The organism is Microbacterium sp. (assembly GCF_052099035.1).
Taxonomy (GTDB): domain Bacteria; phylum Actinomycetota; class Actinomycetes; order Actinomycetales; family Microbacteriaceae; genus Microbacterium.
The window spans coordinates 1-7327 of sequence record NZ_JBQDSX010000102.1; the positions used below are offsets into that span (position 1 = coordinate 1).

Here is a 7327-nt window from a genome sequence, read left to right on the forward strand (position 1 = left end):
ACACGCCGTGGAACGGCGACGAGAAGTACGACGACCCGCGCTCCCCCGCCCAGCGTAACCATGACGTGCTCGGTTCGATCGTGCAGGCGGCTGCGCGTTCGGCCGATGCGCCCTCTCTCGGCGGTTCGGCCCCGACTCTTGTCGTGACCACGACGATCAGCGATCTGGACGGCGGCATCGTCGATGTCGACGGCGTCGACGTCGCCGCGCCTGCACACCTCGCCCACCGCATCGTCTGCACGGGTGCGGTTCAGAAGATGGTGTTCGACCGCAACGGTCGCATCGTCCGGATCGGCACCCGCGAGCGGCTGTTCAACACTCACCAGCGCCGTGCGATCGCCACCCGCGATGGCGGATGCGTCATCCCCGGGTGTTCGATTCCGGCAGGCTGGTGCGAGATCCATCACGTGGACGAGCACTCTCGCGGCGGCGAGACCCACACCGATAACGGCGTGCTGCTGTGCTGGAATCATCATCACAACCTCGAAAGATCCGGGTGGGCGATTCGCATGCGCGATGGTGTGCCGCTCGTGAAGGCGCCGGGGTGGGTCGACCGGCGGCAGATCTACCGCCCGATCCGAACGAAGCGCACTGAGCGGGAGAAGGTCCGCCGCCGAACCGCGGCTGCGCCGCCGCCGCGATCAGTCACTGCGCCACTGCTCTGAAGCGCTGCGCTCACGCGCAAAGAACGGGCCACATGGTGGCTCTGCTGCGGCTCCGGCTACTTCGCTGCGAGTTGCATTGCGACGGATCCTCGAGCGCGGGTGGCGACGGGAGACACCGTCGCGAACATCGTGAGGATCACGCCGACTCCGACGAGCGCAAGCGCATACGCGGCATCCACGACGATGACGGCCGGCGAAAATCGTCCGAGGGCCGCGCCGGTCAGCACTGCGGTGAGAATGATTGCCACACCGCCGAGGATGGCGGCGGTGACGACGTGGATCACGGCTTGCCAGAGTGCGGAAAAGATGACGGTGGACGTTGTCGCTCCGCTGGCTCTGAGCAGGGCCTGCTCTGAGCTCTGCGTTCGGTTGCTCATGAATATGACCACCGCTGCGCCGACGGCAGCGAGGAGCACTGGGCCACCGAGCATGAGGAGCACCTGCGAGATTTCGAGAGTGACGCCTTCCTCGCCACCTGCGCGCAGGGATGCGTCGACGGTCGCTGCCATTGTGAACAGCCCTCCGAGGAGCGCAGTGCCGGTGAACAACGGGGTGATCGAGGCCGTGCTGCGGCTGAGGTGGTACCGGGCCTGGTGCCGCGCCAAGTACCACGAGGTCGAGACACGAGCGGGCACAAGTGCGGTCCAACCACGTAGGAGCCACGGATACACGACCGTCCCTGCGGCGGCGAGGACCACGGTGATGACGACGGGCACCAGGGGTCCTTGGCTGAGGAATGCCATGCGGTCGGTCGTGCGGAAGAGCGAGACGAAGAACACGATCGCCCCGGCGATGACTGCAAGCAGAAGCATCCAACGCCACCAGCGCATCCGTTTCGCCTCGGTCTCTGGTTCGCGCAGTGCGGCGAGCGGCGGTGTGCGTCCCGCAGCGCAGGCGGAGCGCAGGCTTCCTAGGACGGAGATGACGACGGTTGCGGGAATTGTGATGAATGCGGTGAGCGGGCCGGTGACGATCGGAATCTCCGAGTACCCGCCCGTACCGCTCTCAAAAGCCGAGTGGATAGCAGTGCCGGCAATCAACGTCGTCGCTCCGACACCGATCACGCCGCCGAAAAGACTTGCGACCCCGACCTGTGTGATCACGACAAGCGCCGTCTGGAAGGGGCCGACGCCCGCAAGCTGCCAACGCGCATACGCCGGTCTGCCGAGATCGACAGCGAGCCGGGTGACCGCCGCGATCACCGCGATACCGGCAGGTGCGCTGAACATCAAGATCGCAGCAGTACCACCTGAGAACCCCTGCAGATAATCCTCGCCCGCGTGCATTCCCGTCTCGAGCATGCTGATGGCGATGCCGCACGCAAGAGCCGTGATCGCAGATACGAAGATGACGCCGGTCCATGAGGCCCAGCCCGCGCGCAACTCGGCGAAGATCAACCGGATCATGCTGTCGCGCTCTCGTGCAGTACGTCGAGAAGCTCGGCCGCGGTCGCACCTGCGAGCTCGGCGACGACGGATCCATCACGCAGGACGATCGTGCGGTCGGCGCGTACTGCGGCCTCCAGGTCGTGCGTGACGAGCACCACGCTGCGGTCGCCGGTCGCATAGCCGCGCAGCAGATCGAGCACCCGTTGCCCGGTCATCGTATCCAAGGCTCCGGTTGGTTCGTCGGCGAACACGAGTGGCGGATCGGCCGCAAGCACGCGCGCGATCGCTACGCGTTGCTGCTGTCCGCCAGAAAGCGCACCGGGCCGTTTTCCCGCGTGCTCGGCGAGACCGACGGCTGTCAGCGCGCCGGAAACATCGGGCGCTCTGCGGCGCGCGAGCCGTGCGGGAAGCGCCACGTTCTCGCGCACCGAAAGGGACGGGATGAGGTTGTAACTCTGAAACACGAACCCGACTCGATCCCGCCGCATGCGCGCAAGCTGCGCAGGAGAAGCAGTATCGACGCGGTCACCATCGAGGCTGATCTCCCCCGCATCTACCGTCTCAAGCCCCGCAAGACAGTACAGAAGTGTCGACTTGCCTGAACCGGATGGGCCAACGATACTCACCATCTCCCCGCGATCGACGCGTACGTCGATGCCGCGCAGCACGGGCACACTCTGACCGCGCGCGGCCGGGTAGCTTTTCGTCACGGCATTGGCGTCCAGAAGGCGAGCTCGGGGTTCGAGAGAATTGTTCACCCTTCGAGTACAGCGGTCGAAGGATCCGCACGCAGTGGAGTGGGCGCGACACCGAAGGTAGACCTGGCGCTACTCTTGCCCCGCACATCGATTGGCTCCGAGGCGGGATGCGTAGCCTAGACGTATGGCACCAGGGACCGTCTGGCAAGCGCTGATGCTGCCTCCGTGGCGTTTTCTCTTCTCTCGCTGGCCATGGCTCGCGCTCGTATACGCCGTGACCAGCGCGATCCTCACCCTCGTGCTGATTCCGCTCATTGTCGTCACGATCTTCATCCTCCCGCTGTGGGGCATCCTCGTCGCGATCCTGGAGCGTCGTCGGTTGCGCCTGCTGGGCCTATCGACGCCACCGAGCGGGCACGTGCACGTTCCCCGCGACGAACGACGCCACTGGCTCAACATTCGACTCATGGAGCCAGCCACCTGGCGCGAGGCCGCCGCGCTGCTCGCCGGGCTCATTCTCGGGGCGACAGCAGTCGTCGCCGTGTTCGCCCAGGCAATGGCGCTCGCCGTATTGATCGCGATTCCCACGATGGCGTCACGCCGCGCGGCGGACATCACGCTCTTCGGAGACACAAGGATCGTGATCGGACCGGAAACATGGTGGCAGCCGCTGCTTCTCATCCCGGTCGCGCTGCTGGTTTTCGCCTACGTCAATGCCGCAATCGCGGCCGTTCACGGATCCTGTATTCGTTGGCTCATCGCCCCACGCATTGCCGAGATCGATCAGCGGGTCGAACAGCTCACCCGTTCCCGCGCTGCCATCGTCACGGCACACGAAAGCGAACGCCAACGCATCGAGCGCGACCTCCATGACGGTGTGCAGCAAGAACTCGTCGGGATCGCCGCACGCCTCGGAATACTCGAACTAGAACTCCGAGGCGGCACGGACGACGCAAGATACACGGCGTTGCGCGCTGCTCAGGATCAGACCGAACGAGCACTGACCTCGCTTCGGGAGACCGTACGAGGCATTCACCCCGCGATCCTCTCCGACTACGGTCTCCCAGCTGCACTCGACGAGCTCGCCGGTCGCAGCGCGGTGCCGCTCCAGATCGACGACCGCGGGTTTCCGAGACTCGCTCCGGCGGCAGAAGCCGCAGGCTATTTTTTCGTCGCCGAATCGCTCACCAACACCGCGAAGCACACGGCCGCACCCCACCTGCGCGTCACGCTGTCGGCAGACGACGAGCAGGTCGTCATCGAGGCACGAGACGAGGGACACGGAGGGGCCGACGCTTCACGCGGAACAGGGTTACGCGGTCTGGCAGAACGAGCCGACGTCCTCGGCGGCGAGCTTCGAGTCACCAGCCCGCCCGGGGGCCCCACCATCCTCACGCTCGTCCTCCCTGCGACACCCACCACAGGCTCAGAGACGGAGGAACACCGTGCGCATTCTCCTCGCTGATGACGCTGCCCTCCTCAGAGAAGCGCTCGGCGCGCTCCTCGAACGCCTCGGGCATCACGTCGTCGCCATCGCCGTCGACGCAACCGAACTCGTATCCGTCTACGACTCGCTCCCTTCGGTCCCCGACCTGATCATCACCGATGTCAGAATGCCACCCACTCGCACAGATGACGGCCTCCGAGCAGCGCTCACGATCCGCGCAGCACATCCAACGCAACCGGTCCTCGCCCTCTCGCAGTATGTCGCCGGCCGCTACGCCAGAGACCTCCTCAGCCTGCCCGAAGGGGCGGTCGGCTACCTCTTGAAGGAACGCGTCAACCGCATCACCGACTTCGCTCAGGCAATCAACATCGTCGCTGAGGGCGGCACCGTGATCGACCCCGAAGTCACGCGCCATCTTCTCCAGCGAGAGCAGCCCCAGCTCCTCGATTCCCTCACCGAACGCGAGCGAGAAGTTCTCACGCTGATGGCCACTGGAGCGTCAAACTCTGACATCACGAAACTGCTTTTCATCAGCGACGCCGCCGTGCGCAAACACATCGGGAACATCTTTACCGGCCTCGGTCTCCTCCCCACCGACGAGAACCGACGCGTCCGCGCCATCCTCACCTTCCTGCAAACACACGAAACCTGACTCGCGGTCCGCTCAGCTCGACGAAGCGCACTCGCGTGCCGGGGCGGATCTGCGCCGCACGCGGTAGGTCGGCATCTATGACCACCGCGATCACCGGGTACCCGCCGGTGACGGGGTGGTCCGGGCCGAAGAGCACTGGTTCGCCCGACGGCGGCACCTGCAACGCGCCCCTCACGATGCCCTCGCTTGGGAGGTCCCCCACGCGGGGGCCCAGCGGGCGGACGCCGTCCGCTGGGGTGAGGCGCGTGCCGACGCGGTCGGTCTCGGAGCTGACGATCCATTCGGTGTCGAGGAGGTGCGCGCTCTCGCCCGGGGCGAACCAGTCGTCGCGGGGACCGATGCGTACGCGCAAGGTCACGGTATCGCCCCAGGCGAGCGGCGCTTCGGCGCTGCGCTCCTCCACCGACGACACGACCGAGGAACCGATCTCGAGCACATCCCCAGCACGCAGCGGATCCGGGCCGATGCCGCTCAGCGTGTCGCGGGCGCGACTGCCGAGGACCTCGGGCGTCGCGAACCCACCCCGCACAGCGATGTACGCGCGGAGCCCCGTATCGGGGAATCCGAGAGTCAGTTCGTCGTCGGCCCTCAGGAGAACAGGTGCGCCAGTGGAAATCTGGATGGGCACGCGGTTGCCCAGCAGAACGCGACCAGGATCGACGAGCTCGTCCCGGCGCCCGCCGTCGTTGTCTGACTCGGCTGGCAGGGCGCGGCGCAGCTCCGCGCGGGCGTCCGTGCCCGCGATCGCGATGACGACTTCGATCTCGGCGCGCACGTCGAGGCCACCGAGAGTCTCGATCACAGCCGCCTCTCGCGCGTTGCCGACCAGACGGTTCGCGAGGCGCGCAGACGCGGTATCGGCCGCGCCCGATGCCGTCACGCCGAGATCCGCGCGGCCGGGGCGCCCGAGGTCTTGGAGGAGCGACATCGGCCCGGGCGCAAGGATCTGAAGCCCCGCGGTGGTCGCTGCCTCTATGTCAGGTACCGACGCTCCCGCGCCGGCCGCCGCCGTGACCTGCTCCCGCACGGCCCGGAACTGCACCCGGTCTCCCGGGGCGAGGAGAGCAGGCGGGTTCCGATCGATGTCCCACATCGTTGCTGCAGTTCGGCCGATCAGCCGCCAGCCGCCCGGAGACGCGCGCGGATACACGGCGGAGAACTCGCCGGCCAGCGCGACGGATCCCGCGGGAACGGCGGTGCGCGGGCTCTCACGGCGCGGCACCCGCAGCCGCGGATCGCCGCCCGCGAGGTAGGCGAATCCCGGCGCGAACCCGCCGAAGGCCGCCTTCCACGTCGAGGACGTGTGGGCCGCGACGACGGCCTCGATCGAGAGGCCCGTGAGAGATGCCACCTCCGCGAGGTCGTCGCCGTCGTAGATGACGTCGATCCGCTCGGTGCGCCGCTCCGCGGCCGGAGTCGGCGTCAGATCGACGCCCCCGACGAGAGCTTCCGCGCGCCGCGCGAGACGGGCGGTCGTGAAGGTGAGCAGCACCGTCCGGGCGGCGGCGACCTGATCCGCCTGGCCGATGGGCGTCTCGGTGACTCGTGCGTGGAACGCGAGCACCTCCTCGAGCGATCCGAGCTCGACGAGGAAGGCGCGCTCCCCCGCCCACCGGACGCGGGGGCTCATACGAAGCTCCGCAGCTCGATTCCTTCGGTCTCGAGCCGTTTGCGCACGGCCGCGGCCAGCGCGACGGCGCCCGGCGTATCGCCGTGCAGGCAGACGCTCTCGGCGTCGACCCGCACATCGGATCCGTCGATCGCCTCGATCACGCCCTCGTGCGCGAATCGGGCGACGCGACCGGCCACGGCCACTGGATCGTGCAGCACGGCGCCGGGCTCCGAGCGCGGCACGAGGCGCCCGTCCGGCAGATATGCACGGTCGGCGAACGCCTCGCGGACGCCGCGGAGCCCGCGCGTGCGAGCGATATCGAGCGCGACGGATCCGGGCAGCAGGAGCAGCGCGAGGTTCGGATCCACCGACGCCACGGCACCGACGACCGCCCGCGCGTGCGCCTCGTGGTGGACGATCGCGTTGTACAGGGCGCCATGCGGCTTCACGTATCGCACCTCGCCGCCCTCGCGACGGGCGAGAGCCTGGAGCGCGCCGATCTGGTAGGCGACATCGTCGGCGAGCTCCGACTCGGAGCAGTCGATGAAGCGCCTGCCGAAGCCCACGAGATCCCGGTAGCCGACGTGCGCGCCGATCGCGACGCCCGAGTCGACGGCCGCGCGGCAAGTGCGGGCAATGCCCGACGGATCCCCCGCGTGGAACCCGCAGGCGATGTTCGCGCTCGTGACGAATCGGAACATCGCGGCGTCGTCGCCCATCGGCCACTCGCCGAAGGATTCGCCGACGTCGCTGTTGAGGTCCATCAGACCACGCGCGCGCCGTGAACGGGGCCGTAGACCGTGAGCGCCTCGTGGCCCGCTCGCTCGAGGCTCTGCTGCAGCGAGCGCGCCTCGATGCGGTTCTC

7 protein-coding genes are annotated in these 7327 nt (G+C 67.7%); 3 read left to right on the forward strand and 4 right to left on the reverse strand.

What is annotated here, in order from left to right; translation table 11 throughout:
* Window positions 1-665 (forward strand): DUF222 domain-containing protein (locus ACTIAO_RS16445; RefSeq protein ID WP_441907199.1); only part of this gene is annotated, 665 nt, incomplete at its 5' end.
* A 56-nt stretch (window positions 666-721) separates the two neighbouring features.
* Here the strand turns inward: ACTIAO_RS16445 and ACTIAO_RS16450 are convergent.
* Together ACTIAO_RS16450 and ACTIAO_RS16455 are read right to left on the reverse strand one after the other, a co-directional pair.
* Window positions 722-2071: a hypothetical protein gene (locus ACTIAO_RS16450; RefSeq protein WP_441355514.1), complete on the reverse strand. Its 1350-nt coding sequence runs from the start codon at window positions 2069-2071 to the stop codon at window positions 722-724.
* Complete coding sequence (locus tag ACTIAO_RS16455; RefSeq protein WP_441845430.1) at window positions 2068-2763, reverse strand: ABC transporter ATP-binding protein; 696 nt, start codon at window positions 2761-2763, stop codon at window positions 2068-2070. The genes ACTIAO_RS16450 and ACTIAO_RS16455 overlap by 4 nt, the downstream gene beginning before the upstream one ends.
* A 172-nt stretch (window positions 2764-2935) precedes the next feature.
* On the opposite strand from ACTIAO_RS16455, the gene ACTIAO_RS16460 reads away from it, so the two are divergent.
* Window positions 2936-4216: a sensor histidine kinase gene (locus tag ACTIAO_RS16460; RefSeq protein ID WP_441907200.1), complete on the forward strand. Its 1281-nt coding sequence runs from the start codon at window positions 2936-2938 to the stop codon at window positions 4214-4216.
* Window positions 4197-4850 (forward strand): response regulator, encoded by a 654-nt coding sequence (locus ACTIAO_RS16465; RefSeq protein WP_441355511.1) that lies wholly within the window; start codon window positions 4197-4199, stop codon window positions 4848-4850. The genes ACTIAO_RS16460 and ACTIAO_RS16465 overlap by 20 nt, the downstream gene beginning before the upstream one ends.
* Here the strand turns inward: ACTIAO_RS16465 and ACTIAO_RS16470 are convergent.
* The gene (locus ACTIAO_RS16470; protein ID WP_441841396.1) at window positions 4822-6480 is read right to left on the reverse strand and encodes a carboxyltransferase domain-containing protein; all 1659 of its coding nucleotides are present in this window, start codon (window positions 6478-6480) and stop codon (window positions 4822-4824) included. The genes ACTIAO_RS16465 and ACTIAO_RS16470 overlap by 29 nt on opposite strands.
* Window positions 6477-7226 carry a LamB/YcsF family protein gene (locus tag ACTIAO_RS16475; protein ID WP_441841395.1) on the reverse strand — a complete coding sequence of 250 codons (750 nt, stop codon included), beginning with the start codon at window positions 7224-7226 and terminating at the stop codon, window positions 6477-6479. The genes ACTIAO_RS16470 and ACTIAO_RS16475 overlap by 4 nt, the downstream gene beginning before the upstream one ends.
* Between the last annotated feature and the right edge of the window lie 101 nt (window positions 7227-7327).

Excerpts from the sequence above, each read along its gene's own strand:
- ACTIAO_RS16450 (WP_441355514.1), bottom strand. The coding sequence starts at position 2,071 with ATGATCCGGTTGATCTTCGCCGAGTTGCGCGCGGGCTGGGCCTCATGG.
- ACTIAO_RS16460 (WP_441907200.1), top strand. The coding sequence starts at position 2,936 with ATGGCACCAGGGACCGTCTGGCAAGCGCTGATGCTGCCTCCGTGGCGT.
- ACTIAO_RS16470 (WP_441841396.1), bottom strand. The coding sequence starts at position 6,480 with ATGAGCCCCCGCGTCCGGTGGGCGGGGGAGCGCGCCTTCCTCGTCGAG.
- ACTIAO_RS16475 (WP_441841395.1), bottom strand. The coding sequence starts at position 7,226 with ATGGACCTCAACAGCGACGTCGGCGAATCCTTCGGCGAGTGGCCGATG.